General features: G+C 63.6%; 19 protein-coding genes. 8 read left to right on the top strand and 11 right to left on the bottom strand.

Annotated elements, in window-relative coordinates:
- Nucleotides 1-37: 37 nt before the first annotated feature.
- On the bottom strand, nt 38-454 hold the full coding sequence (locus PKKP23_RS20255) for a hypothetical protein (RefSeq protein ID WP_126878177.1): 417 nt from the start codon (nt 452-454) through the stop codon (nt 38-40).
- Nucleotides 455-798: 344 nt separating this feature from the next.
- On the opposite strand from PKKP23_RS20255, the gene PKKP23_RS20250 reads away from it, so the two are divergent.
- The 5 genes from PKKP23_RS20250 (at nt 799) to PKKP23_RS20230 (ending at nt 8,038) form a co-directional block, all read left to right on the top strand.
- Nucleotides 799-3,330: a type VI secretion system Vgr family protein gene (locus PKKP23_RS20250; RefSeq protein WP_126878207.1), complete on the top strand. Its 2,532-nt coding sequence runs from the start codon at nt 799-801 to the stop codon at nt 3,328-3,330.
- Nucleotides 3,331-3,338: 8 nt separating this feature from the next.
- Nucleotides 3,339-4,157 (top strand): DUF4123 domain-containing protein, encoded by an 819-nt coding sequence (locus PKKP23_RS20245; RefSeq protein ID WP_126878176.1) that lies wholly within the window; start codon nt 3,339-3,341, stop codon nt 4,155-4,157.
- 95 nt (nt 4,158-4,252) lie between these two features.
- Complete coding sequence (locus PKKP23_RS20240) at nt 4,253-6,739, top strand: T6SS effector BTH_I2691 family protein (RefSeq protein WP_240659073.1); 2,487 nt, start codon at nt 4,253-4,255, stop codon at nt 6,737-6,739.
- A 10-nt stretch (nt 6,740-6,749) separates the two neighbouring features.
- Nucleotides 6,750-7,718: a DUF6708 domain-containing protein gene (locus tag PKKP23_RS20235; RefSeq protein ID WP_126878174.1), complete on the top strand. Its 969-nt coding sequence runs from the start codon at nt 6,750-6,752 to the stop codon at nt 7,716-7,718.
- Nucleotides 7,719-7,753: 35 nt separating this feature from the next.
- A complete protein-coding gene (locus PKKP23_RS20230) occupies nt 7,754-8,038 on the top strand; it encodes a PAAR domain-containing protein (RefSeq protein WP_042302005.1) in 285 nt (94 codons plus the stop codon).
- Nucleotides 8,039-8,088: 50 nt separating this feature from the next.
- Here PKKP23_RS20230 and glmS read toward each other — a convergent pair whose 3' ends face one another.
- The 5 genes from glmS to PKKP23_RS20205 form a co-directional block, all read right to left on the bottom strand.
- The gene (gene glmS / locus PKKP23_RS20225) at nt 8,089-9,906 is read right to left on the bottom strand and encodes a glutamine--fructose-6-phosphate transaminase (isomerizing) (RefSeq protein WP_126878173.1); all 1,818 of its coding nucleotides are present in this window, start codon (nt 9,904-9,906) and stop codon (nt 8,089-8,091) included.
- A 96-nt stretch (nt 9,907-10,002) separates the two neighbouring features.
- On the bottom strand, nt 10,003-11,364 hold the full coding sequence (glmU, locus tag PKKP23_RS20220; RefSeq protein ID WP_126878172.1) for a bifunctional UDP-N-acetylglucosamine diphosphorylase/glucosamine-1-phosphate N-acetyltransferase GlmU: 1,362 nt from the start codon (nt 11,362-11,364) through the stop codon (nt 10,003-10,005).
- Between the two features lie 168 nt (nt 11,365-11,532).
- Nucleotides 11,533-12,591: a tRNA 2-thiocytidine(32) synthetase TtcA gene (gene ttcA / locus PKKP23_RS20215; protein ID WP_126878171.1), complete on the bottom strand. Its 1,059-nt coding sequence runs from the start codon at nt 12,589-12,591 to the stop codon at nt 11,533-11,535.
- Nucleotides 12,592-12,594: 3 nt separating this feature from the next.
- Nucleotides 12,595-12,996, bottom strand: coding sequence for a dihydroneopterin aldolase (locus PKKP23_RS20210; protein WP_126878170.1), 402 nt, complete (start codon nt 12,994-12,996; stop codon nt 12,595-12,597).
- A 110-nt stretch (nt 12,997-13,106) separates the two neighbouring features.
- The gene (locus PKKP23_RS20205) at nt 13,107-13,964 is read right to left on the bottom strand and encodes an SDR family oxidoreductase (RefSeq protein WP_126878169.1); all 858 of its coding nucleotides are present in this window, start codon (nt 13,962-13,964) and stop codon (nt 13,107-13,109) included.
- 13 nt (nt 13,965-13,977) lie between these two features.
- Between PKKP23_RS20205 and PKKP23_RS20200 the strand changes: the two genes are divergently transcribed.
- Together PKKP23_RS20200 and PKKP23_RS20195 are read left to right on the top strand one after the other, a co-directional pair.
- Nucleotides 13,978-15,285, top strand: a complete 1,308-nt coding sequence (locus tag PKKP23_RS20200) for a class I SAM-dependent methyltransferase (RefSeq protein ID WP_126878168.1) — start codon at nt 13,978-13,980, stop codon at nt 15,283-15,285.
- Between the two features lie 24 nt (nt 15,286-15,309).
- The gene (locus tag PKKP23_RS20195; RefSeq protein WP_126878167.1) at nt 15,310-15,504 is read left to right on the top strand and encodes a DUF2905 domain-containing protein; all 195 of its coding nucleotides are present in this window, start codon (nt 15,310-15,312) and stop codon (nt 15,502-15,504) included.
- A 105-nt stretch (nt 15,505-15,609) separates the two neighbouring features.
- On the opposite strand, the gene PKKP23_RS20190 is transcribed toward PKKP23_RS20195, so the two are convergent.
- From PKKP23_RS20190 to PKKP23_RS20175, 4 genes are all read right to left on the bottom strand, one after another.
- The gene (locus PKKP23_RS20190) at nt 15,610-16,863 is read right to left on the bottom strand and encodes a multifunctional CCA addition/repair protein (protein WP_126878166.1); all 1,254 of its coding nucleotides are present in this window, start codon (nt 16,861-16,863) and stop codon (nt 15,610-15,612) included.
- Complete coding sequence (locus tag PKKP23_RS20185) at nt 16,860-17,501, bottom strand: glutathione S-transferase family protein (protein WP_042302012.1); 642 nt, start codon at nt 17,499-17,501, stop codon at nt 16,860-16,862. The genes PKKP23_RS20190 and PKKP23_RS20185 overlap by 4 nt, the downstream gene beginning before the upstream one ends.
- Nucleotides 17,502-17,564: 63 nt before the next feature.
- The gene (locus tag PKKP23_RS20180; protein ID WP_126878165.1) at nt 17,565-18,521 is read right to left on the bottom strand and encodes a complex I NDUFA9 subunit family protein; all 957 of its coding nucleotides are present in this window, start codon (nt 18,519-18,521) and stop codon (nt 17,565-17,567) included.
- 147 nt (nt 18,522-18,668) lie between these two features.
- Nucleotides 18,669-20,636 (bottom strand): lytic transglycosylase domain-containing protein, encoded by a 1,968-nt coding sequence (locus PKKP23_RS20175; protein WP_126878164.1) that lies wholly within the window; start codon nt 20,634-20,636, stop codon nt 18,669-18,671.
- Between the two features lie 20 nt (nt 20,637-20,656).
- On the opposite strand from PKKP23_RS20175, the gene PKKP23_RS20170 reads away from it, so the two are divergent.
- On the top strand, nt 20,657-21,295 hold the full coding sequence (locus PKKP23_RS20170; RefSeq protein WP_176049043.1) for a 5-formyltetrahydrofolate cyclo-ligase: 639 nt from the start codon (nt 20,657-20,659) through the stop codon (nt 21,293-21,295).
- A 46-nt stretch (nt 21,296-21,341) separates the two neighbouring features.
- On the opposite strand, the gene PKKP23_RS20165 is transcribed toward PKKP23_RS20170, so the two are convergent.
- Entirely contained in the window at nt 21,342-21,854 is a 513-nt protein-coding gene (locus PKKP23_RS20165; RefSeq protein ID WP_017772085.1) for a winged helix DNA-binding protein, read from the bottom strand.
- Between the last annotated feature and the right edge of the window lie 35 nt (nt 21,855-21,889).

Genomic DNA, 21,889 nt, shown 5'->3' with positions numbered 1-21,889 from the left:
CAGGACACGGTGCGCCGTGTGGCGCAAAGGATTCCAGTCACCCCGACGCCGCGGCCCGCTCGTCCTTCTGCCAGGGCGTACGCCTGTCGCTGCGGGCGAAATGGGCAAGCCGTTTCTGGACTTCCAGCATCGCCTTGATGGGGGCCTGCTGAAGTTGCTCGTCGTGCAGGGCGAGCAGTTTCTCCACGGCGGCACACTCTCGCGGCTCCAGATGCCAGGCATCGTCGCGCGTGGCTCGCGACGCGCTGCGGTCGAGCGCCGCTTCGGCGTCGGCGAAAAGCCCGGCGGCAGGTTGGCCATACCCTACCTCGTGCAGATACCAGGCAACGTAGAGCACGCGAATCAATTCGCTGAGCAGATAACCGTTTCCCTCGCCCGAGCGTAGCGCGGCCAGCGCCAGGTGATAGCGCAGCGACAGCTCGCGCACCGAACCTGCCGTGGGTGGCAGCAGCATGGCGCGCGTCGGCGTTTTGCCGGATTTACCCCGCTTATTCATCTTGCATTTAGCCCCGCATTTCTTTCGAGAGGAGTGGCCGCTCTTTATCGCTACGGCGAGATGTTACGCACTAAACGAATGAAATTCGCAGGGATTGCAATGTTTAACAATCGCGGCGTCTTTGCCGCAATATCATGCGTTTGCGCGAGAGAAATCCAGTCTCCGTGCAACGTAATTATTTCCTGTCACATTGCGGTAAAGCGAAATAAATACCGAATGCATTTCCGCATTGTGTGACGCTTTCTTTCCCTTTACTATTCGCATCGCAAACCAGAAGTAAAAATCCAGGCGGGGCAGCGACTATGGGTGCACAAGACCTCATCTCAATAATCAATGCGGGCATTAGCCAGCAAGACCGGTTACTCAAACTCGATTCACCCCTCGGCTCCGACGTGCTATTGCCTCAGCGCGCCGTCGGGCAGTCACGAATCGGTCGCCATTTCGAATTTGTGGTCGACGTTGTGTCGTTGAAAGATTCGGTCGAGCTGAAAAGCCTGATTGCGCAACCGGTCACGCTGTGGATTCAGCAATCCGACCGGTCGTATCTACCGCATCACGGTTATGTGCATACCGTGCGGCGGCTCGGCTCGGACGGCAGGCTGACCAGCTATCAGCTCGCGTTCTCGTCCTGGCTGCATTTCCTGAAGTTCCGTAAGGACGCGCGCATTTTTCAGGAAATGACGGTCGAGTCCATTCTGGAAGCCGTATTCGACAACCATCCGCAGGCGCGTGGCGCCTACCGCTTTGCGTTGCGAAATCCCACACCGAACCGCTCGTTCTGCGTGCAATACGAGGACGACTGGAATTTTGCGCATCGGCTGATGGAATCCGAAGGGCTGTTCGGCTTCTTCGAACAGGCGGCGGACGGCAAGTCGCACACGCTAGTGGTCACCGACGACCTTTATATGTGCAAGCCAGTGGAGCCGGAGCAGGTGCAGTTCTACCGCTCCGGCGTGAACAGCGAAACGGATACGTTCGTGCAATGGTCGGGTACGCGGACGCTGCAGAGCGCGGCGTATGCGACGGCGACGTTTGATTACAAGTCGCCTCTCGCGCGCAAGGCGAAATCGTTTCCAACGGTTGGCGACCAGGGTGCGCTCCCCGATCAGAACGAGGTCTACGAGTACACCGGTGCGTACACGTACCTCGAGAGCGAACGCGGCGATCACCTCACCAAGCTGAAGCTCGAAGAATGGGAGTCGCGCGCGAAGCGCTTTCATGGCGTGGGCAGCGTGCGGCGCATCGACGCGGGCAGACTGTTCCAGCTCGAGAGCCATCCCGAGCACGAACGCGACGCGAGCCAAGACCGGGAATTCGCTGCCATCGCCGTCACCTGGTACATCGAGAACAACCTGCCCATCGGCAACAGCCGACCATTTCCGCACAGCCTGCATCGCCAGGTGACTGCGGTGAGAGACGCCCACGACGGCGCCGACCCCGCGTTCGTCATCAAGAATCTGGACGGCAGCGAAGGCTTCTATCTGGCGGAAGTGGAGGCGCAGCGCCGCTCCGTGCCCTTTCGCAGTCCGTTCGAGCACAGCAAGCCGCAGATGCACATGCAGACGGCCACCGTCGTGGGACCGTCGAACGAGGAGGTTTATACCGACAGCCTGAACCGCATCAAGGTCCGCATGCATTGGGACCGGCTCAATGGGGGAGACCAGAACGCCTCGTGCTGGATGCGTGTGATGAGCTCGCACGCGGGCAGCAACTTCGGCGGCGTGTACGTGCCGCGCGTCGGCCAGGAGGTCGTCGTCACGTTTCTGGACGGGGATTGCGACCGGCCGCTCGTGACCGGCGCGGTGTTCAACGGCGCGCAGACCCCGCAGTGGCACACGCAGGGCGTGATGTCGGGCTACAAGTCGAAGGAGTACAAGGGCCAGGGATTCAACCAGCTCGTCTTCGACGACACGACGGGGCAGAACCGCGCACAGCTGTTCAGCTCGACGGCGTCGTCGTTTCTGCACCTCGGTTATCTCATCGACCAGCAGGACAACAACCGGGGGGCGTACCTGGGGACGGGGTTTGATTTGAAGACGGACAGCGTGGGCGCCATCCGCGCGGGTCAGGGGTTGTACGTGACCACGTTCGCGCGGGCGGGCACGACTGGTCAACAGATGGACGTCAAGGAGGCGTATCAGCATCTACTCGATTCCGCCGGAGTCATCGAGCGACGCTCCGAGGTAGCGACCGCGAGCCAGGCGGAGGGCCTTGCTGACGCGCACACGTCCATGACCGACTTCGCCTCTGCGACGCAGAGCCCGGGCTCGGGCGCGGCCGCGACGGGTGGCGGGGCCGGCGAGGCGAATAATTTCAGCCAGCCTGTGATGCTGCTCGGCAGTCCATCGGGTATCGGTCTTTCCACGCAGAAATCTGTGCAGCTCGCCGCGACGGAACACGTCAATCTGGTCAGCGGCGAAAGCACCTCTGTTGCCGCTACCAAGTCGTTTCTCGCCAGCATCGGCGAGAAATTTAGTGTCTTCGTGCAGAACGCAGGCATGAAGCTCTTCGCGGGCAAGGGCAAGATCGAGATGCAGGCGCAGTCGGACAACATTGAGCTGACAGCCGACCGCACCTTCAAGGTCATATCGGCTTCGGACGCCGTTCAGGTTCAAGCCCAGAAGGAGATCTGCCTGAAGGTTGGCGGCGCCACGCTACGCATGGCGGACGGAAACATCTATATCCACGCGCCTGGCCTTGTCGAGGTCAAGGGCGCGCAGCACTCGTTCCAAGGCCCGGCAAGCGAAAACGCAACAGCGCAGCTTCCGACCACCGAGTCCTGCTCGCAAAAATTTGCGTCCGCCGCGCAGGCCGGCGCGGCCATCGTCGATTAGGTGCACGGATGGACAAGTACCTGATCGTCGAACCCAGCAACGGCAGCGTCGATCTCGGCACGGCGCCCCGCATGTATGAAGTCGGTGAAATTGTGCCTGCCGCGATGCCGGAGCTAAAGGGTGTGATGCCGGTGCTCTACACCGTAGAGCACCCCGACCAGCAGTTGCCCGCTATCGCAGCAATTGCATCGAGAGACCTGCGTGCAGGTCTGCCGCCGCGTATCTGCGCAATGCTCGAAACCGAAGCGAACGCCGACTCGCTGATGCGGCATCTTGGCGACACGATTGCATTGCAGAGGGAACCGCACGGCTACTCCGCATTCCGCTTCTACGATCCGAGAGTCTTCCGCAACCTCGCGTGGGTCTTCCTGCCGAACGAGTTATCGCGTGCGTTCGGGCCCGTGAACCGTTGGAGCTATTTCGGGGACAACGGTTGGATGGCCATCGAGCGTCCCACGGATGCCATAGACGGACGCCTGTCGCCGTCGGCAGAGCAATGGGCCGCCCTGCGCCGCCTGCATCTCGTCGAGCAGGCGCTGAAGTCGATACGAGACGCGGGAGAGCCGGTCAATGAGCGCACTCCTCGCCAACTGGACGCATTGCTGGTGAAGGGAGCCCAATATCGTCTCGCCGCCGAGGACCTCGTCGTCTTCGCCGTGCAGGGCGTACTAGTTTCACCGAATCTGGATCGGCATCCCAGAGTCGCGGCTGCGCTTCAGCCCGGGCAGACATCGACGTACGCCGAGATCACCGCTCAGTGGACCGACGAGCACTGGGCGCAGATTGCCGAAGAAATTGCGCTGCATGCCTGGCAGAACAACGGATAAGCAAGACAGAGAGAATAGCGATGGGAACCATTCCGAAGGTACAAGCCGCATCGACGAACGCCAGGGCCAATACGGCGTGCCAGAAGTCATGCAACATGTGCGAGAAGGACGGTCTGCTCATTCTGCCGGTTCGGTATGCGGCGGGAGCGGCGACCAATGCTCACGGCCTCGGCGCAGCTGCGGCCCTCGCTCTGCCCAAGGGACCGTTTGGTGACGGGGTGACAAACGTCAGCGCGAAGAAAGCAACTTACTTTTTGCGCACAGTGCGCAAGGGCTTCATTCACGTCTATTACGCGTCGCAGAACAAGTGGCAGATATACGGCGTCACGTCGGAAGGCTATGTGTTCAATCACCCGCTCGACGTAGCTTTGCCTGAAACGCAGGAAAAGGCGTTCAGCTGCAAGCAGACGGGACACAAAGAGCTGGCACAGTGCATCAGCATCGACCACCCGCACAAAGCCGGCAAAATTTATCTGGCGTTCAGCGACGTGCGCTGGACGGCTGCCGTACGTAAGCGCTACGAGACCAACGAAAGCGGCTGCAGGGACCACCGGATGCAGTCCTTCGACGCAGCGGCATGGGCAAACGGCACCCATTCGCAGAAGCATGCACAGACCATTGCGCATGTTGCGGACTATGTTCTTGAGTATAAGAGCGGCACCGATGCCGCTGCCTCAGCTTCGCCCTTCATCTTCAAGAACCGCGCAGGGGAAGCCGACGGGTTGAAGCAGGTGATGGACGTTCACGAAAAGGGAAACGGTGTCTTCTTTGCACTGTGGGACCCCGCAGGCATCACGCAAGAGTTGAACGCCGAGCAGATCATCGCGATGGGCGCAGCCATGAAACCTTATCAAAGGAAGATGTGGGTTGCGAGCGCGATTGAAGGATTAAAAACCACTGTCGAAGAGGGTGCGGAGGAAAACGAAAAGTCCGCGGCCGAACAGCTCAAGGGCCAAGCCGCTGAAGCCTATGCCATCTATTCGCTCTTCGACGGCGGGAAGGCCTATGAAAAGGAGGTCAAATCCATAGACGAGCAAAAGGATCGGGAGATGGAATCGGTGAAGACTTCGGCCTGGAAACCGTACACCGAAGCCTACAGTCCGAACGCGATGGCGCAGTTCCGCAAAGAAATGAAAACGCAAATGCAGCAGTTGGAAGAAACTCTGCTGAACCCTCTCGCCGATGACTACGTAGCCTGGCTCAACGGCACGCAGATGCGTACGGCTTTTGCATGGGACTATTACGAATTCGACGTCGCAAAGGGCGTCAACTATGCCGAACTTTTCTACTCCTGCATCTTCGGGTCCACAGATCGCAAAGTGGTCTATGACCTCGTCCTTGATTGGGCGCAAGGTGACCTAATGGACCGTCACAATCCACTCTTGCGCTCGATGATTCTGAACCACAACCCGTCCGCCGAAAAAGTCAAAGAGGCAGCGGGGTTCCCTCTGACGGAACTTCGCGAACCGTTTGCCAAGCTCGTTGAATTAAACAACGCCACAAATCAGGTTCTTGAAAAGGAGGGAGAGGGTCTTCTCGCCCGCGCAGACAAGACTGTAGCAGCACTCATCCATGAAGTGGGTGGCCCTATTGCCAATTTCCTCGCCAAAGCTGGTGATGTCGCCAGCGTACGGATTCTCGTGCGATGCATGAGTGTCCGTACGCGAACAACCGTCATCTACAAACCAGTGGAAGGGACGACCAATCAGTGGATTTCATATATGGCGCGTCAGATGTACGAACAAATGCCTGCAAACCGACGCCCCAGCCTTGGATCGTTGAACGCCAATCTGCGCAAAACGTTTCAAGGATCCTCGCCCCAAAACGGCTCAATCAAGGTTCCGCAGTTCATCGTGTTCGATGCCAACGAAGCTGTCGAAGCCTCGTCAGGAGCTACGTCGCTCCGTGGGAGAGGAGCGGCAATCTTTGCCCCAGGAGTTCGGGCCGTTCTCACAGAGGAAAACATTAATTCGAGCTTTTTGCCAAAATTCCGTGCAATCACCCAAGGTGAGGTGGGATACGGTGTGATTGGTGTAATTTTCAATGCAATCAACTGGATGATAGCAAGCAAAGAACTTGCAAAATCCAGCACATTGAACCGCAAGGAAAACCACGACAAGTTCGTAGCGGCCATCGTATCGACGTGCGCCTCGACCTTCCAGACGGTTGGGAATGGGATGAAGGCCGTCGGAAATATTGGGTTACGTTCCTCGAAAATGCTGCTGACGTGGGGCTCCGTTCTCGAAGTCGCGTTCCGCTTCGTCGGAGCCGTCGCGGGTCTTGTCGGCGCATGGTATGACTTCCAGCAGGCCAAGACAGAGCGGCAATCTGGACATGCCGTTCTGTCTTGGCTCTATATCGAATCAGCGACCGCTAACGTGCTACTTTGCATTGCGACCATCGCGGGTGCAACTTTCTTGATTTTTGTACTAATCATCGCTCTGATCGTCATCGGCATACTGATCGCATGGCTAAAACATAACGAAATTGAGGATTGGCTTAGCAAGTGTTTCTTCGGTACCGGGCCCGAAAGATTCTCCGAGCAGGACGAACGCAGACAATTTGAAGCATTAACATCATAAGCGAGACGTTATGGCATACGACTACCTGACAAGGGTGTCCCTTAACCGGCCGGTCACCAATAAGGAAGCATCACGGCGAGTTGACGTTCATAAACCAGTCGCTGATGAAGCAACCGATGCCTACACCGTATTCGCGATGAACGACATCTATCTGGAGATCTGTGACGGCTCGTATCGCCAGCAGGGTTGGGGACTCCTGGCGTTTCTCGTCGGGTTTCCTGCATTTGCCTTCCTTGCAGGGTTCTGCATTCAGAGTGCTGTTGTCGACACGCCCGCCATGGTCAGGAGCGGAGAGCAAGGAATGTTCAGCGCCGGCATGTGGGTTCTTGCCGCGATAAATTTGCTCTGCTGTGCACTTACCGTCGCGATGTTGTTACGCGACTGCTTCAACTACCGCCACAAGGCCGTACGTTTCAACCGCCAGACGCGCATGGTGTACGCCTTCCGGCACAACGGCCGAGGCGGCGTAATTTCAGTGCCGTGGGACAAGGCGTTCTTTTATCCGCACCGACTGCCGTCCAATTCGATGGCAGGCGGAGCGCCAACGCTGATGCGCTGTTTTGTGCTCGACGACACTGGAAAGAAGATTGTCGATACCTTCAGCTTTGGTGCCCGCACGGTCAATGGCGCCGACGAATCGACGCCAATTGGCAAGCAGGTTCTTTATCAGATCCAGGCCAACTTCGAGTTCATCCGGCGCTACATGGAGCAGGGCCCAGACGCAGTGCCGAAGGTTGAACGGTATCTTGCGCGCGGGCCGTCGCTGCGTGCGTCGATAAGTGTCTGGTTCTATGGCCTGGGTGCCGTTGCAAGTGCTGGGGGCGCCATGCGCATTCTTACCTTGCTAGTCTCCGCGCCAATGTTTCTGCTTTCAATACTGCACTACATCGCCCAGTTGACGAGCCGCGAACCAGTGTGGCCCGCCGAGATCGAAGCCGCCTGCGGCAACGCGCAGCCAACAGTCGCCACAGTGGCCTGATTGTCCGATTTCAAACGCCGAAGCAGACGCCCCTCATGCCCCGAAAATTCATCCTGAAAGACGACGCAACGGACCACAACGGAATCGTGCTCGACGGCATCGCGGAATCATCGTTCGATGGTCGGCCGCTCGCGTATCTCGGCGCGCCGGTGCATTGCCGCACGTGCAACGCCGATGGAACCATCGTCAGCGATGGCTCGCCTCACACGATGTCGGTCAGCGGCAAAGTGGTCGCGCTGGAGGGCGACCTGTGCCAATGCAACTGCGAACCGCTGCCGCGTCTCGTTGCATCGCAGACCAGCGGAACGCTGTCGAGCTAACGATCGGCGACCGGCGCGAACATCTACGCAGTTCGCACCGCCCCCGTTACTCACTCAACAGTGACCGATTTCGCCAGATTCCGCGGCTTGTCCACATCCGTGCCCCGCGCACACGCCGTGTGATACGCCAGCAATTGCAGTGGCACAACGTGCAGAATCGGCGACAGCAGCCCGTAGTGTTCAGGCATGCGAATCACGTGGATGCCTTCGTCGTTCACGATGCGTGTGTCCGCATCCGCGAACACGTAGAGCTGGCCACCGCGCGCGCGCACTTCCTGGATGTTCGACTTCAGCTTCTCCAGCAGCGCGTCGTTCGGTGCCACCGTCACCACGGGCATCGCCTCTGTCACGAGCGCAAGCGGTCCGTGCTTCAGTTCGCCTGCGGGGTACGCTTCCGCGTGGATGTACGAAATTTCCTTGAGCTTCAGCGCGCCTTCCAGCGCGATGGGGTAATGCAGCCCGCGACCCAGGAACAGCGCGTTCTCCTTGCGCGAGAACTCCTCCGACCACGCGATGATCTGCGGCTCCAGCGCCAGCACGCTGTTGAGCGCGGCGGGCAGGTGGCGCAGCAGCTTCACGTAGTTCTGCTCGTCGGCTGCCGATACGTGACCGCGCAGCTTGCCGAGCGTCACCGCCAGAATGAAGAGCGCGACCAGTTGCGTGGTGAACGCCTTCGTCGATGCCACGCCAATCTCGCGGCCCGCGTGCGTCAGGAACGCGAGTTCGGTGAGCCGCGCCATCGCGCTCGTCGCCACGTTGCAGATGGCGAGCGTGTGCTCGTGGCCCAGCGACTGCGCGTGCTTGAGTGCGGCCAGCGTGTCCGCGGTTTCGCCAGACTGCGAAATCACCACGACGAGCGAGCGCGGATTCGGCACGGATTCGCGGTAGCGGTACTCGCTCGCAATCTCTACCTGCGTCGGGATCTTCGCCACGGATTCGAGCCAGTACTTCGCCGTGAGCCCCGAGTAGTAGCTCGTGCCGCAAGCCAGGATCAACACGCTGTCGATACCCGCGAACGCCTTGCCGGCGGCGTCGCCGAACAACGCGGCGTCGAACGTTTCGCCGGCCGGAATGGTGTCGGCAATCGCGCGCGGCTGCTCGAAGATTTCCTTCTGCATGAAGTGCCGATACGGGCCCAGTTCGACCGCACCGCCGTACGCCTGCACCTGGCGCACGTCGCGCTTCGCCTCGTTGCCGTCGCGGTCGGCAATGCGCACGCCTTCCAGCGTGATTTCGCACACGTCGCCTTCTTCGAGGAACATGAAACGGTCGGTGCTGCCGGCCAGCGCGAGCGCGTCGGAGGCAAGGAAGTTTTCGTGCTCGCCCACGCCCACCACGAGCGGCGAGCCTGCGCGCGCGCCCACCACCGTATGCGGCTGGGCCTTGTGCAGAACGGCAATCGCGTAGGCGCCGTGCAGTTGCTGCACGGCTTCGCGCACGGCGAGGAACAGGTCGCCGCGATAGAGGCTGTGAATCAGATGCGCGATGACTTCGGTGTCGGTCTGCGAGACGAACTCGTAACCCTTGCCACGCAGCGTCTCGCGCAGCGACTCGTAGTTTTCGATGATGCCGTTGTGCACGAGCGCGAGTTCGTCGCGCGAAAAGATGGGATGCGCGTTGTCGGTAACGGGCGCGCCGTGCGTGGCCCAGCGCGTGTGCGCGATGCCCGTTACGCCATCGAGATGCGTCTCGCGCACCTGCTCGTCGAGGTCGGCCACACGCGCGACGCTGCGCGCGCGGCGCGGTCCTTCGCTCGACACCACGGCCACGCCGCACGAATCGTAGCCGCGATATTCGAGGCGACGCAGTCCTTCAATCAGTACGGGGACGATGTTACGTTGCGCAACCGCGCCGACAATGCCGCACATGGATTTCGGTCCTTATTCCGGTCCTTGCAGGTTGAATTCGAAGACAGCCGCGCGGTGGTCATGCCCTCGCGTTGCGCCACCGCCTTCGCCGTAGCTTCAGTTTTTCTTCTTGACGGGACGCACGTAGCCGGACTTCGCCGTCTGCGTTTTGTCGTTCAGCACGAGGGCGCCGGCTTCGGCGTCCTTCCAGACGGTCGTGCCCGCCGCGATCGTCACGCCGCGGCCGATGCGCACCGGCGCCACGAGCTGCGTGTCCGAACCCACGAACACATCGTCTTCGATAATCGTTCGGTGCTTGTTCGCACCGTCGTAATTGCACGTGATGGTGCCCGCGCCAATATTCACGCGCGCGCCGATGTCGGCGTCGCCGATGTAGGTCAGGTGGTTCGCCTTCGAGCCATGGCCAATCGCGGCGTTCTTCACCTCGACGAAGTTGCCCACGTGGGCCTCGTCGGCGAGCGCCGCGCCCGGACGCAGCCGCGCGTACGGACCCAGCACGACCTGCGCGCCCACCTGCGCGCCTTCGATATGCGTGAAGGCGTCCACACGCGTGCCGGCGCCAATCGTCGCGTTGCGGATCACGCAGTTCGGGCCGATGGCGACGTTGTCCGCGAGCGTCACGCGTCCTTCGAACACGCAGTTCACGTCGATCGAGACGTCGCGCCCGCATTCCAGCGTGCCGCGCACGTCTATTCGCGCGGGGTCCGCCAGCGTCACGCCTTCGGCAAGCAGCGTGTCGGCCACGTTGCCCTGGTGGATGCGCTCCAGTTCCGCAAGCTGCTGCTTGCTGTTCACACCGAGCGTTTCCCACTCCTCGTCGGGCTGCGTGGTGACGACTTCGAGCCCCGCTTCGATCGCAAGCTCGACCACGTCGGTGAGGTAGAACTCGCCCTGCACGTTATCGTTCTTGAGCGACGCGAGCCAGTCGGCGAGCGGCGCCGTCGGCGTCACGATGATGCCGGTATTGATTTCGCGAATGCGGCGTTGCTCTTCCGACGCGTCTTTCTGCTCCACGATGCGCAGCACCCCGCCATCGGCATCGCGCACGATGCGCCCGTACCCGGTGGGGTCGTCGAGCGTCACGGTCAGCACGCCGTAGCCGTTGTGGCCCGCGGCGTCGGTGAGGCGCCGCAGCGTGCTGGCCCGCGTGAGCGGCACGTCGCCGTAAAGCACCAGCGTGGGATGCGCGGGATCGAGCAGCGGCAGCGCCTGTTGCACGGCATGCCCGGTGCCCAGCTGCTGCTCCTGCACGGCGAACTGCACGTCCGGCGCCGCAACGGCGTTGCGAACGGTCTCGGCGCCATGGCCGATCACCACCACGAGCCGCACGGGGTTGAGCGTGCGGGCAGTATCGATGACGTGTGAGAGAAGCGGCCGGCCGGCCAGAGGATGAAGCACCTTGGGCAGCGCGGACCGCATGCGCTTGCCGGTGCCTGCCGCCAAAATGACGATATTCATGGCGTCGGCGAGAAGACGGGATTGGAAGCCGGGCATTCTAGCATGGGCATATGTACCGATCGGCTGGGGCGGAAACGCTGAAACCATGGCTGGCGCGGGCGCCTCGGAACGTGCCTCATCGCGCGCAGCGGCGACGGCGGCCGTTCGTCGCGGCTGCGCCCTGCCCGCTCAAAGATCGTCGAACTGCACGATGGAAATGGGCTTCGTGGCTCCGTTCGCGAGCGTCTCATCACCGCTCGTCGTGGAGCATGGGTCGTCGTCGAACGCGATGTCGCCTTGCGGGTCGGCCTCGCCCGTGGCGCGCAATCCGGCGAACGGGAACAGCTTCGGGTCCATCAGGTGCGACGGCACGACGTTCGCGAGCGCGTTGAACATGTTGTCCACACGGCCCGGAAAGCGCTTGTCCCACTCGCGGATCAACGCCTTCATCTCGGCGCGCTTCAGGTTCGGCTGGCTGCCGCAAAGGTTGCACGGAATGATCGGGAACTCGCGTAGCTCGGCGTACTTTTCGAGGTCCGTTTCCTTCACGTAGGCAAGCGGCCGGATCACGACGTTTTTGCCGTCGTCGGACTGCAGCTTGGGCGGCATGCCCTTGAGCTTGCCGCCGTAGAACAGGTTGAGCAGCAGCGTCTGCAGGATGTCGTCGCGATGATGGCCGAGCGCGATTTTCGTCGCACCCAGTTCGCCCGCCACGCGGTACAGAATGCCGCGGCGCAGCCGCGAGCACAGCGAGCACGTGGTCTTGCCCTCGGGCACGAGCCGCTTGACGATGCTGTACGTGTCCTGGTTCTCGATATGGAACGGCACGCCGCGCTGCGTGAGGTACTCGGGCAGCACGTGCTCGGGAAAGCCCGGCTGCTTCTGGTCGAGGTTCACGGCGACGATGTCGAAGTCGATGGGCGCGCGCTCGCGCAGGCGCAGCAGCACGTCGAGCAGCGCGTAGCTGTCTTTGCCGCCCGACAGGCAGACCATCACCTTGTCGCCGTCCTCGATCATGTTGTAGTCGCCAATGGCCTGGCCCACGAGGCGCGCCAGCCGCTTGAAGAGCTTGTTGTTCTCGTACGCCTCTTTCTGCTCGCGGCGCGTAAGGGCGCGGCGGCTGACTTGCTGGCCAGTGGCCTCGTCGGCTTCCTGGCTGCGTTCCTGGCCAGCTTCCCGGCTCTGCAGCGCGACGGCATCGGCCGGCGTGGCGGCAGCTACACCGCCGGCAATCTCGGGAGCGTTCATGAATCAGTCCTCTTTGATGCGAAAGACTTCGACGCCCACGGCATCGCAGTCCGGATAAACGTCGGGCTTTTCGGTCGACACGCGGGCCGCCAACACGTGCGGATGCTCGAGCATGGCGCGCGCAAGGTCGTCGCACAGCGTCTCCTGCAAATGGATGTGCCCCTGCGAGACGCGCTTCGCGACCGTCGCGCGCATGAAGTCGTAATCCACCACTTCGCGCAGCTTGTCTTCCTTCGGCGTGGAAAGCGCGAACGGCACGAACAGGTCGATATTGATCACGACGCGCTGTTCGCCGCGTTTTTCGAATTCGTGCACGCCGATGTTGATGTACACCTCGTAATTGCGCAGGAAAAGCCTGCGGCACGCGGCGAGTTTCGGATGCGCAAAGGCGGAGGCGGCTAGCATGGTCGTTCCAGTTCAGGCGGGCGTGGCGGAGGGCACATTGGCGTGCCGTTCCGTTTCGGCGTTTCGGCGGTTCAGTCTTCAGTTCAACTCGGTCCGGGCGCGGCGGTTCGTCAGGCACCCGGCGTCAGAAACATCACATCGCGCGGCAGCGGCACCAGGTGCTGGCCGCCGTCCACGAGAAGCGTCGTGCCCGTTACGGCGCGCGCGTCGGCCAGATACAGCGCCGCCGCCACCAGATCTTCGGGGCGCGAGGCGCGGCCAAGCGGCGTCACGCGATGCGCGGCGGCAAACGCTTCCTGCGTCTGCCACGCCGAGGGCAAGGTCAGCCCCGGCGCGAGGCCCACCACACGGACTTTCGGCGCGAGAGCCTGCGCGAGCGCCACAGTGGCGTTTTCGAGCGCGGCCTTCGTCAGCGTGTAAGAGAGGTAGTCCGGATTCATGTTGTACAGCTTCTGGTCCAGCACGTTGATCACCACGGTGCGCAAGGCCTCGTCGGCGGCCGCAGCATCGGGCGTGGCCTCGTACAGCGTGCGCGCCAGCACGAGCGGCGCACCCAGGTTGATCGCCGTGTGCTTGAGCAACCCTTCGTAGCCGACGTTGCGCGCGGTGTCCTCGTCGAAGCGCGACGCGTTGTTCACCACGCAGACCGGCCGCCCCAGCGCCGCGGTGCACGCGGGCACCAGTCCGGCGACCTGCGCTTCCACGGCGAGGTCCGCGTGCAGCGGCACGGCGCGGCGGCCCAGTTTGCGAATCTGCTCGACCACGTCGGCCGCCTCGTCGCGCGACGTGCCGTAGTGCACGCCCACGTCCCAGCCGCTTTCGGCAAAACCGAGCGCCAGTGCACGGCCCACGCGCTGCGCCGCGCCCGTCACGAGCACGACGCGCGCCGGCGCGCGGCCCGCCGTGGATGCACGGGACGACGCGTTTTCAAGGCTGGCTGGGCCGAAAGTGCCGGAAGAAGCGCTCATTTACAATGCGGGAATGAATCCGAAAGCTCTCGAACCCGATAGTTTACCTGCTCCGGGCCCTGCCGCGCTGGCGCAGTCCGAAGCGCTGGCCGATCTCGTGCGCGGCGAAATCGCCGCGGCCGGCGGCTGGTTGCCATTCAACCGCTACATGGAGCGTGCGCTGTACGCGCCAGGCCTCGGCTATTACAGCGGCGGCGCGGTCAAATTCGGATGGCGAGCCGAAGACGGCAGCGACTTCGTCACGGCGCCCGAGTTGTCCCCGCTTTTCGCGGCCACGCTCGCGCGGCCCATTGCCGAAGCGCTCGCGGCCAGCGGCACGCGGCACGTCATGGAGTTCGGCGCGGGCACGGGCAAGCTCGCGGCCGGGCTGCTGAACGCGCTGGCCACGCTGGACGCAGCGTTCGAGACCTATTCCATCGTCGAACTCTCCGGCGAGTTGCGCGAGCGTCAGCGCGAAACGATCGAAGCGCAAGCGCCCGCGCTGGCGAACCGCGTGCGCTGGCTCGATGCGTTGCCCGAGCACTTCGAAGGCGTCGTAGTGGGCAACGAGGTGCTGGACGCGATGCCGGTGCGGCTCTTCGTGCGCGCTGACCATGGCGCTGACGCTGTCGCTCACGATTCGCGGGAGTCAGCGCCGGCGCTCATCGGCCACACGATCAACGGCCACACGCTCAACGGCCACACGCTCAATGGCCACCGCACGCACGGCGCCGTCTGGTACGAACGCGGCGTCACGGTGGCCGCGGACGGCCGCTTCACCTTCGCCGACCGCCCGCTCGCCTCGCCGGCCGATGCGGCGCTGCTGGCCGGCATCGACGCCGACGGCGGCTACGTCGCCGAAACGCACGAAGCGGCTCTCGCCTTCACGCGCACGGTCTGCTCCATGCTCACGCGCGGCGCGGCGTTCTTCATCGACTACGGTTTTCCGCGCCACGAGTACTACCACGCGCAGCGCGCCCAAGGCACGCTGATGTGCCACTACCGGCACCGCGCGCACGGCGATCCGTTCCTCTACCCGGGTCTCACCGACATCACGGCGCACGTCGAATTCACGGGCATCGCCGAGGCCGGCGTGGAAGCCGGCGCGGACCTGCTCGGCTACACGTCCCAGGCGCGCTTCCTGATGAACGCGGGCATCACGGATGCGCTCGCCGAAATCGATCCGCAGGACATCGAGCACTTCCTGCCCGCGGCCAACGCGGTCCAGAAGCTGCTCTCCGAAGCGGAGATGGGCGAGTTCTTCAAGGTGATCGCGTTTTCACGCGGCATCAGCGAGACCCTCACCGCTTTCTCGCGCGGCGACCGCTCGCACACGCTTTAACCACCTTCAGGCCCGGGACACGACATGCTGCGCTGGCTGCTCACCACGTTCATCGCTGTGGCGATTCTCTCGGGGTCGCTGCCGTGGCTGCGCAAGATCGGCATTGGCCGGCTGCCTGGCGACTTCACGCTGCGGCTTTTCGGGCGCGAGTATTCGTTCCCGTTCATGTCGACGCTCGTAATCTCGATGGTGTTGTCGCTCATCGTGCGGATGCTTTGAGCGCGATGGCTCGCTGCCGCGTGAGCGCGGCACGGCGGCGCGGCAACGGCGTTCGGCTCGGGATGCTCGACGCCCGGCGCAGCGACTCCGCCGCACCTGCATCGCCTACTCCGCCGCTTCTTCCCCACCGCCAATCGCCCGCGCCACCGCCTTTACCCGCGCGCGGTGCACGGCGTCCTTGATCTGCTCCGGGCGCTCCGCGTGCTCCTTCGCAATCGCGCCGGCATCCACGGATCGCGCTGCCACCAGTGCCTCGCGTAGGCGCTCCGCCTGCGGATACTCGCGCGCCTCGAAGCCAAGACGGCCGCGTGCGTCGGCCTCGCAGGCCTGCAAAGCTTCAGCGAAGCGCGCCGGCTTGCGCAGCGCGTCGCAGCGCTCGAAGAGGCGCACCAGCGCCGCCGCGCCCATCTCCATCACGCGATGGATGTTGCCGTGTTCGCGCGCCACCAGAATGGCGAGGTCGCGGCAGTCGTTCGGCACACGCAGGCGCTCGCAGAGCGGCTTCAACAGATCGACGCTGCGGCCCTCGTGGCCGATGTGACGCGGCAGCACGTCGTCGGGCGTGGTCGCCTTGCCGAGGTCGTGCGTGAGCGCCGCAAAGCGCGCGGGCAGCGCGTAACGCTGCTGCGCGGCGTGGTCGACCACCATCATCACGTGCACGCCGGTGTCGACCTCGGGATGGTAGTCGGCGCGCTGCGGCACGCCGAACAGCGCATCCACCTCGGGCAGCACGCGGGCGAGCGCCCCGCACTCGCGCAGCACCTCGAACATGCGCGAAGGCTTCTGCTCCATGAGCCCGCGCGACACCTCCTGCCACACGCGTTCGGGCACGAGCGCGTCCACTTCGCCCGCCTCCACCATCTTTTTCATGAGCGCCACCGTTTCGGGCGCCACGGTGAAGTCCGCGAAGCGCGCGGCAAAGCGCGCCACGCGCAGAATGCGCACCGGGTCTTCCAGGAACGCGTCGCTCACGTGCCGGAACACGCGCGCGCGCAGGTCGGCCTCGCCGTGAAACGGGTCGATCACCGGACCAGTCAGCTCGCCGTCGGGCCGCACCTCGCGGGCCATCGCATTGATGGTGAGGTCGCGACGCGCGAGGTCTTCTTCGAGTGTGACGTCGGCCGCGTAGTAGAACTGGAAGCCGTGATAACCGGCCGCGGTCTTGCGCTCGGTGCGCGCGAGCGCGTATTCCTCCTTCGTGTCGGGATGGAGGAACACCGGGAAGTCTTTGCCGACGGGACGAAACCCTTGCGCGATCATCTGCTCGGGCGTCGCCCCAACCACCACGTAATCGCGGTCCTGCACCGGCACGCCGAGCAGTTCGTCGCGAATGGCACCGCCTACTGCGTAGATATTCATACGTCGTAGCTGGCGATGCGATGGGTCTCGCGACGCGCGTCTTCCACCCACTGCGCCACCGCGGGATGCGCGTTGACGCGCGCCACGTAGCCTTGCGCCACGGCCGAAATCTCGGGCTGGTAGGTGTTGAAGCGCATGACCACGGGCGCGTACATCGCGTCGGCAATGCCGAACTCGCCAAACAGGAACGGACCGCCGCTCGCTGCAAGACAGTCGCGCCAGAGGGTATCGACGCGCGCGACGTCTGCGAGCGCGCCCGGCGTCGCGCCGCGGCCGGGCCACGACGCACGAATGTTCATCGACATCTGCGAGCGCAGGTCGCCGAAGCTCGAATGCATTTCCGCGCTCACACAGCGAGCCCGCGCGCGAGCCGTGGCATCGCGCGGCCACATCGCGTGCTGCGGGAAGCGCTCGGCGAGCGTCTCGGCAATGGCGAGCGAGTCCCACACGGGCACGCCGTCGTCGCCGATCAGGCACGGCACCTTCCCCGACGCCGAGTACTGCAGGATCGAGGCTTTCGTGTCGGGCTGAAGCAGTTCGATCACGACCTCTTCGAACGGAATGCCGAAGTGCTTGAGCAGCACCCAGGGCCGCATGGACCACGACGAATAGTTCTTGTCACCGATAACGAGTTTCATGTTGTGTGATGGGGGCAAGGAACGAATGAACCGGATGGACTGGACGAAGCGACCGCCCCCCGCTCAGCGCCCGGCGCTGGCGCGAAACGTGTCGAAGCGCGAGCGCGCCGAGGCGCCGGTCAGATACAGCGGCGCGATGTTTTCGATGCTCGCCGGCTCGATGCCGAGTTCGGGCGCAAGCGGGCCGCTCATCACGCTGTCCACCTTCATGGAGTCCAGATTGTCGCGTGAAATAAGCGGCTCGCCGGGGCCGAACTCGAATGAGAGCGCCTGCAGGCGCGCGAGCGCATCCGGCAGACGCACGATGCGTGCGTGCCGGCCAATCACCTCGCCGCAATAGCGCACCAGTTGCTCGAGCGTATAGACCGTCGGCCCGCCCAGTTCGTAAGTACGCCCGATGGAGGCGTCCAGATCGAGCACGTTGACGATGGCCTTCGCCACGTCGCCCACGAAGACGGGTTGGAACTTCGCGTCGGGCATCGCGAGCGGAATGACGGGAAAGAGCTTTTGCAGGAACGCGAAACGGTTCAGGAAGGTGTCCTCGGGACCGAACACGACCGACGGCCGGAAGATCGTGGTGGCCAGTTCCGCCGCCGAATGCACGGCGCGCTCGCCGTCGCCCTTCGAGCGCAGGTACATGCTCGGGCCGGCCGGATCGGCGCCTATCGCACTCACATGCACGAGCCGACGCACGCCCTTGCCCTCGCACGCCGCCACGATCTTCGTAGGCAACTCCACGTGCGCCTTTGCGAACTCGGGACCATAAGGCGTGCCGCGGCTGCCGTGCAGCGTGCCCACCAGATTGATGACCGCGTCGGCGTTCTCGACGAAGCTCGCGAGCTTCACCGGATCGAATACGTCGGTTTCGATCACGTCGATGGGCAGCAGGGTGAGATGACGCGCGTTGTAGCGGCGTCGGGTGGCGATGCGCACGTTCTTGCCGGCTTCCACGAGCGCATTGACGAGATGGCTGCCGATGAATCCGGAGCCGCCGATGACTGCGATGACCTGATGTCGCATGTTCGACTCCCTCGTTCGTGCGCGGGCGGCGGTCGCGGCGACTGCCTCCGCGCGGTGCAGGCGATGAACGCTGCTGGCGGACCGCCGCGCTTGGGGCCTGGTGTACGCCTCGTGTACGGGCCTTAAGCGCGGCGGCAATGCTGCCGCTTACGGAGCGATGTAGCTGAGCCGCTCTTTCAGCGATTGCGGGCGCCCTTCGAAGAGCGCCGCGTAGTAGACCGTGTTGGACAACACATTCTTGACGTAGTCGCGCGTTTCCGTGAACGGAATGGTCTCGGCGAAAATCGCGCCTTCCACACCGTGCGGCAGCGCCTGGCGCCACGCGCGCGGACGGCCCGGCCCGGCGTTGTAGCCGGCTGTGGCCAGCACGGCCAGACCATCGAACTGATTGTAGATCATCGAAAGGTAGTTCGTGCCGAGCAGGATGTTGGTGTTGATGTCGTTCATCTGCTCGCGCGAGAGCGGCCCAAGCCCGATCTTCTTCGCCACCAGTTGCGCCGTGCCCGGCATCAGTTGCATCAGGCCGCTCGCGCCCACATCGGACCGCGCGTTGAGAATGAAGCGCGACTCCTGACGGATGAGCCCGTAGGCCCATTCGACGTCAAGCCCTGTGGACTGCGCGTCGCGCTCCACGACGTCGCGGAACGGCGCGAGGTAGCGCAGCGAAAAGTCGTGGTCGGTTTTCGTACGGTCTGCCGTGTTCACGGTGCGGTCGTAGAGTTCGATACCGCGTGCGTACTCGGCCACGGCGAGCAACTGGCGGTCCGTCATGCCCCGCAGCGGCCAGTTCCATTCGCGGTTGCCTTCCAGCCGCAGGTTCAGCGAGTAGAAGCGCCGCGCGAGCGCAAAGCCCGGCGTGTTGCCAGCCTTGTCGATCTCGGCGTCGGTGACCTGGGTCTTCGGCGGAATGGTGATCTTGCGACCCAGCTCTTCGGTTGCAAGCTGACCGTAGAAGTTGTAGCCCGGCGCGATCTGCTCGAACTCGGCATTGGCCTGCGCCGTGTCGCCGGCCTGCTTGAGCGCGCGTGCATGCCAGTACACCCAGGCGGGCTGCGCGCGCAGCGCGGCCGGCATCTGCTCGATCGACCAGCGCACCATGGTCCAGTCGCCGTTGAGCAGTGCCTCGCGCGTGCGCCATTCGTAGGCCGGGTTCGACAGCGGCGCGTTGGCCGACAGCCGGTACCAATCCACGGCAGCGGGCATCTGCTTGAGCGCGCCCTGATAGCCGATGGTGCCCCAGCCGATGGCGCGTTCCGGCGAACTCAGCTGCGGCGCCACGGCCGCGTAGGTGGCGGCCGCCATCGCGGGGTCGTTGCGCGCCATCGTCGTGACGGCGAGCAGCGCAAGCTGGTGCGAGGTGTTGTCGGGGCCCACGCCGCGCGCGAGCAGCAGCGGCGGCGTACTCACGGCGCGGCTGAATGTGGCGGCGTCGGGCGCCTGCGAGCCCAGCGCATCGAGAAGGCGCGTACCCACGGTCTGCTGATTCTGCTCGTAGGCAAGGCGGATCTGCTGCCAGACGTCGTTCGTGCTGAACTGGCCTTTCGCGGCGAGCGCCGTGACGAGATCGACGCAGCCGTCGCCGTACCAGCGCGGCTCCACGAGCAATGCGCGCGCCGCGTCGGCCACGTTCTCGCCGCGCGATGCGCGCGATTCGAGCGCATAGCACTTCACCTGCGTGTCGTCGTTGAGAACGAAGCGGGCGTACTGGTCGTCGAAATTGCGCCAGTCGTGACGCGCGCCGAGCACGGCAAGGTAGTCGTTGCGCAGCCGGTCCGCGATGGCCTGCCCGTCGTACTTCTGGAGGAACGCGAGCACCGGCTGGTCGGGCGCATCAACGCGCGCATGGCCTTGCGAGTCGAACAGTTGCGGCTTGAGCTGGAAATACTCGAGGTACGAGGGCGCCGGATAGTCGGGAATCATCGACGCGAGCTGCGCCGCACGCGCTGCGTCGTTGTTGCGCGCCGCCTCGCGCAGCTGCACGAAAATCTGGTCGTCGTTATTGAGCTGGGAAACCGGAACAGGACGCACGGCCGACGCCGTGCTGCATGCGACGAGTGCCGCAGCGGCAAGCATGAGACCGGCCGCGCGATATACTCGAAGAAGGCGTGTTGACATCGTTGTTTCTGGAGCGCGAAGTGAACCCAAGCATAGCACGCAACCCCAGCGCGGAATCGAAAAACGACCTGCGTGCAAGGCTGCTGGAAGCGCGTCTTTTGGCCGCTCGCGAACCCGCGCGAGAGAAGGCGCTGAAGCGTCGCCTGTTCGAGATGCTGGAGCGCTACGAGCCCGCTTGCGTGGGCTTCTACTGGCCCGTGCGAGGCGAAGTCGACACACGCGATGTCATAGCTACGTGGCTCGCGGTCAAGAGCCATCGCACCGCGGCGTTGCCGGTGATCCGCCATCGCCATGCGCCGCTCGAATTCCACGCGTGGGCACCCGATACGCCGATGCGCGAAGGCCACCACAAGATTCCCGAGCCCGCGTCGAACCGCGTGGTGATTCCCGACCTGCTTCTCGTGCCGTGCGTCGGCTTCGACGACGACGGCTATCGCCTCGGGTACGGCGGCGGCTACTACGACCGCACGCTCGCGGCATGGCCCGGCGAGTCGCGGCCCGTGACGGTGGGCATCGCGTATGAAAGCTGCCGCACGTCCGCCTTCGTGCGCGAGGCGCACGACATTCCGCTCGACGCGATCATTACCGATGCGGCGTGCTACCCGGCCACGGCCACGACCGACACCGCTGCAGCAACCGGCCACAAAGCCAGCCGTTAACAATCATCGAGGCCAACACGCCTCACCGCTTCATCGAAACCCTTCCTCAAAGCGACGCCGCGGCCCGCGCCGCCGTGTCGTAGAGCCCCGAGACGTTGCGCATCAGCTGTGCCGCGTCGCCGATCTGCTCGTTGGTGAGCCCGCTTTCCTTCAACGTGGCGATGAGGCAGCTCTCGCGTACCTCGCGATACTTGAGGCACAGCTCGCGTCCTTCCGGCGTTGCCGAAAAGAACACCTCCTTTCCCGACTTCTCGCTTGCCACGTAGCCGCGCGCCATCAGCTTCTTGAGCGCGTAGGTGGCTACGTGCGTGTCTTCGATGTTGAGCACGAAGCAGATGTCCGCGAGCTTCTTGCGGCGCTCGCGATGGCTCACGTGATGCAGCAGCGACACCTCGATCGCGGTCATGTCCTTCACGCCCGCCGCCGACATGCAGCGCACCATCCACCGATTGAAAGCGTTGCCTGCCATGATCAGCGCGTACTCGAACTCCGAGAGTTCAGCGCTTGCTTCAGAAACGAGGTGCTCGGAGGAAACGATTTTCGTGGGATTGCGCGACATGGCGGGTGCCCGGAATAGCGGTTTGGAGTCGTGGC

This window comes from Paraburkholderia kururiensis JCM 10599 = LMG 19447, assembly GCF_003986935.1.
Classification (GTDB): domain Bacteria; phylum Pseudomonadota; class Gammaproteobacteria; order Burkholderiales; family Burkholderiaceae; genus Paraburkholderia; species Paraburkholderia kururiensis.
Note: the sequence above shows the minus strand (reverse complement) of the source record. Positions and strands in the feature narration are given on the sequence as shown.

What these genes read in the sequence shown, in the direction of transcription:
- PKKP23_RS20255 (WP_126878177.1), bottom strand. Translation starts at nt 454, where the DNA reads ATGCTGCTGCCACCCACGGCAGGTTCGGTGCGCGAGCTGTCGCTGCGC.
- PKKP23_RS20250 (WP_126878207.1), top strand. Translation starts at nt 799, where the DNA reads ATGGGTGCACAAGACCTCATCTCAATAATCAATGCGGGCATTAGCCAG.
- PKKP23_RS20245 (WP_126878176.1), top strand. Translation starts at nt 3,339, where the DNA reads ATGGACAAGTACCTGATCGTCGAACCCAGCAACGGCAGCGTCGATCTC.
- PKKP23_RS20240 (WP_240659073.1), top strand. Translation starts at nt 4,253, where the DNA reads ATGTGCGAGAAGGACGGTCTGCTCATTCTGCCGGTTCGGTATGCGGCG.
- PKKP23_RS20235 (WP_126878174.1), top strand. Translation starts at nt 6,750, where the DNA reads ATGGCATACGACTACCTGACAAGGGTGTCCCTTAACCGGCCGGTCACC.
- PKKP23_RS20230 (WP_042302005.1), top strand. Translation starts at nt 7,754, where the DNA reads ATGCCCCGAAAATTCATCCTGAAAGACGACGCAACGGACCACAACGGA.
- glmS (WP_126878173.1), bottom strand. Translation starts at nt 9,906, where the DNA reads ATGTGCGGCATTGTCGGCGCGGTTGCGCAACGTAACATCGTCCCCGTA.
- glmU (WP_126878172.1), bottom strand. Translation starts at nt 11,364, where the DNA reads ATGAATATCGTCATTTTGGCGGCAGGCACCGGCAAGCGCATGCGGTCC.
- ttcA (WP_126878171.1), bottom strand. Translation starts at nt 12,591, where the DNA reads ATGAACGCTCCCGAGATTGCCGGCGGTGTAGCTGCCGCCACGCCGGCC.
- PKKP23_RS20210 (WP_126878170.1), bottom strand. Translation starts at nt 12,996, where the DNA reads ATGCTAGCCGCCTCCGCCTTTGCGCATCCGAAACTCGCCGCGTGCCGC.
- PKKP23_RS20205 (WP_126878169.1), bottom strand. Translation starts at nt 13,964, where the DNA reads ATGAGCGCTTCTTCCGGCACTTTCGGCCCAGCCAGCCTTGAAAACGCG.
- PKKP23_RS20200 (WP_126878168.1), top strand. Translation starts at nt 13,978, where the DNA reads ATGAATCCGAAAGCTCTCGAACCCGATAGTTTACCTGCTCCGGGCCCT.
- PKKP23_RS20195 (WP_126878167.1), top strand. Translation starts at nt 15,310, where the DNA reads ATGCTGCGCTGGCTGCTCACCACGTTCATCGCTGTGGCGATTCTCTCG.
- PKKP23_RS20190 (WP_126878166.1), bottom strand. Translation starts at nt 16,863, where the DNA reads ATGAATATCTACGCAGTAGGCGGTGCCATTCGCGACGAACTGCTCGGC.
- PKKP23_RS20185 (WP_042302012.1), bottom strand. Translation starts at nt 17,501, where the DNA reads ATGAAACTCGTTATCGGTGACAAGAACTATTCGTCGTGGTCCATGCGG.
- PKKP23_RS20180 (WP_126878165.1), bottom strand. Translation starts at nt 18,521, where the DNA reads ATGCGACATCAGGTCATCGCAGTCATCGGCGGCTCCGGATTCATCGGC.
- PKKP23_RS20175 (WP_126878164.1), bottom strand. Translation starts at nt 20,636, where the DNA reads ATGTCAACACGCCTTCTTCGAGTATATCGCGCGGCCGGTCTCATGCTT.
- PKKP23_RS20165 (WP_017772085.1), bottom strand. Translation starts at nt 21,854, where the DNA reads ATGTCGCGCAATCCCACGAAAATCGTTTCCTCCGAGCACCTCGTTTCT.